Origin of the sequence: Haladaptatus sp. W1, from assembly GCF_001723155.1 — an archaeon.
In the GTDB taxonomy this organism is placed as follows: Archaea; Halobacteriota; Halobacteria; order Halobacteriales; family Haladaptataceae; genus Haladaptatus; species Haladaptatus paucihalophilus.
In genome coordinates, this window is record NZ_MEIH01000206.1 from 1 (window position 1) to 2,398 (window position 2,398).

Consider the following 2,398-nt stretch of genomic DNA (forward strand, 5'->3'; position numbering starts at 1 on the left):
CCGCGACGGTCGGAAGCGTGTCGGATGCGCGGGCTGACGAAATCCGGGTCGGCAGGTCGTCTTCCTTGACCGCGTTCATCGTGACCTTCGCTTCGTGGTTCGATTCGAACGAGTCGAGGACGCCGTTGATGACCTTCTTGCGGTCGTTTTCCACGTTGCTCGTCCAGAAAGTGATGTCCTTGGATTCGCTGTCACTACCACTGCCGCCGAGACTGCCGAGACAACCGGCGAGCGCCGTTACGCCAGCCGCCCCGCCGAGTGATTTTAGCACCGTACGCCGCGTTTTTTCCCCGTGTTTGTAGTCGCCTGTCATAGGTATTCTTTCCTACTCAACCATGAAGAATAAGACATATATAAATCTTGCCCATAGATTTGATACAGGAGTGAATATGAGAATTCGCATGGTCGGTACGAGGCACAATTCAGAAATTCGGTTAGAAGATTCAACTTGATAGGATGGCAAGCAATACACAGATGGACATCGACGAACTTCGCGACGGACTCCGAGAGGCCGGACTTTCGACGTATCAAATCGATGCGTACGTTACCCTCCTCTCCCTCGGGAGCGCGTCCGCGACGTCTCTCGCTGAACAGGCGGATGTTCCGCGGTCACGGATTTACGACGTACTTCGGGACTTGGAGGAGGACGGCTACGTGGAGACATACAAACAGGACGCGCTGCGTGCGCGGGCCAGCGAGCCGACGGACGTACTCCAGAACCTCCAATCGCGGGCGGAAACCCTCACGAACACGGCCACCGAGATTCGAAAGCGGTGGCAGCAGGCTGGCGTAGGCGGCCATCGAATCAGCGTCCTCAAGCGGGTCGAGACGGTCATCGAACGGGCCGAGGAAGCGATACGAAACGCCACCAATCAGGTGCAACTGTCGGTGACGCCCGAACAGTATGAGGAACTCGCCCCCGCCCTCGAAACTTGCTACGAGAACGATGTCTTCGTCTCCGTGTCGCTCAACACGAGCCACGAACAACCGACGGATCTCCCGACCGACGAGGAGTTAGACGGCGTCGTCACGGAAGCGCGTCACCGCCACCTTCCCGCGCCGTTCCTCGCCCTCGTGGACCGGAAAATAACCTGCTTTGCACCGCACACCGACCCGATGGAGCGGTACGGTGCGGTGTTCGAAGACGAGACGCTCTCGTACGTCTTTCACTGGTATTTCGAGGCCGCACTTTGGGAATCGTGGCCCATCGTCCACACGAACCACAGCGAGACGCTTCCCGCCGAGTACGTGAACATCCGGCGCTGTATTCGAGACATCGCGCCGCTCCTCAAGGAGGGTGCGACCATCACCGCGACGGCTAGAGGCCGGGAGAGAGGGAAACGAAACGTCGTAGCGCTCACCGGGGAAATCACGGACGTACTGTACGCCAACGGTGACCTCCGGGACGCGAGAATACTGCGTCGATGACTGCGACGGTGCATCGTCAGCGGTAGGGTGGGTAGTGAACAGAATCCCTGCGCGTCTGATGGTGTCTTTCCCGGCGACGACGGCGAGTGCTCCTCGTCGTGCGGGATGTCGGTAGAATGAAAGGGCGAACGGCGGGTCTGTGGTACTATCACTCCGACTGCTTTTCTACTAGTTCGACAATCCCGTTCGTTCCATCGACACGAATCCGCTGCCCCGACCGTATTTTCTGGGTTGCGTTACGGACGGAGACGACCGCCGGAATCCCGTATTCTCGTGCAACGAGGGAGCCGTGACTCATCTGCCCACCCACCTCCACGACGACGCCCGCTGCATTCAGAAAGAGGGGCGTCCAACCGGGGTCGGAAGATGGTGCGACGAGAATCTCACCCTTTTCGATCGTCTCGTCACTGGGATTCCGAACGACCGTAGCGACTCCTTCGACGGCACCGTCCGAAACACCAGTTCCGACGAGCGCTCCTTCTGGAACCTCCTCGCGTGTAACCTCGCCTCTCAGGGCTTCACCCTGGCTCGTCAACACAGGCGGTGCGTCCATCGAGGCGTGACGTCGAAACTCGGCGCGTCGGGCGGCGACATCGACGTCGACGGATTCACCGTCGATCAAGCCGAGTAGTTCCTCCTTCCGAAGAAACCACACATCCTCGGGGGTAGATAGCGCTCCGTTCGAAGCCAGCATCTGGCCCGCATCCCGTACCACTTCGTGCCACGCCGTCAGAAAGTAGGCCACACCGTATTTTGGATACTCCCTGGTTTGGATGCCACCGCGATACGTACGGATGAGTTGCTGCACCAGCCGTGAGCGGAACGAACCGAGGAATCGCTGACCGGCCCGTCGTTCGAGGCGTTGAGCCGCCGCATTTGCCTCCCGTTCCAATTCTCTGAAGTGGTCGCGGTGGTCACGCTTTTCACTGGAATTGACCGTCGATTGAACGATGGCGAGTAGCACGGAGGG

2 protein-coding genes and 1 pseudogene are annotated in these 2,398 nt (G+C 59.3%); 1 reads left to right on the forward strand and 2 read right to left on the reverse strand.

What is annotated here, in order from left to right:
• A pseudogene (locus BG842_RS09965) lies at window positions 1-313 on the reverse strand (ABC transporter substrate-binding protein); the annotation flags it as partial.
• A 143-nt stretch (window positions 314-456) separates the two neighbouring features.
• Between BG842_RS09965 and BG842_RS09970 the strand changes: the two are divergent.
• Entirely contained in the window at window positions 457-1,428 is a 972-nt protein-coding gene (locus BG842_RS09970; RefSeq protein ID WP_254663034.1) for a TrmB family transcriptional regulator, read from the forward strand.
• A gap of 148 nt (window positions 1,429-1,576) precedes the next feature.
• Here BG842_RS09970 and BG842_RS09975 read toward each other — a convergent pair.
• Window positions 1,577-2,398: PEP-utilizing enzyme (locus BG842_RS09975; RefSeq protein WP_254663035.1), on the reverse strand; the 822-nt coding region annotated here is incomplete at its 5' end.